Genomic DNA, 428 nt, shown 5'->3' with positions numbered 1-428 from the left:
GCAAAGCTAGAGCAGGCAAAGCTAGAGCAGGCAAAGCTAGAGCAGGCAAAGCTAGAGCAGGCAAAGCTAGAGCAGGCGAAATTAGAGCTAGCGAAGCTCAAGAAAGCGAAGCTCGAAAAAGCGAGGCTTGAGAAAGAACGACTCGAAGCAGAACGACTCGAAGCAGAACGACTCGAAGCGGAACGAATAGAAGCGGAACGAATAGAAGCAGAGCGAATAGAAGCAGAGCGCATCGAGGCGGAACGAATAGAAGCAGAACGACTCGAAGCAGAACGACTCGAAGCGGAACGCATCGAAGCAGAACGCATCGAAGCAGAACGCATTGAAGCGGAACGCATTGAAGCGGAACGCATTGAAGCGGAACGAATTGAAGCGGAACGAATTGAAGCGGAACGAATTGAAGCGGAACGAATTGAAGCGGAACGAAT

The 428-nt window shown here is 50.9% G+C and carries 1 protein-coding gene; it reads left to right on the top strand.

Annotation, left to right across the window (positions count from 1 at the left end):
- Nucleotides 1-428 (top strand): pentapeptide repeat-containing protein (locus Q1A31_RS20945; RefSeq protein ID WP_299881775.1); only part of this gene is annotated, 428 nt, incomplete at both ends.

It is taken from the genome of uncultured Cocleimonas sp., assembly GCF_947495625.1.
Taxonomy (GTDB): domain Bacteria; phylum Pseudomonadota; class Gammaproteobacteria; order Thiotrichales; family Thiotrichaceae; genus Cocleimonas.
The sequence above is the reverse complement of the archived record's forward strand: the minus strand, read 5'-3'. Positions and strand labels throughout refer to the sequence as shown.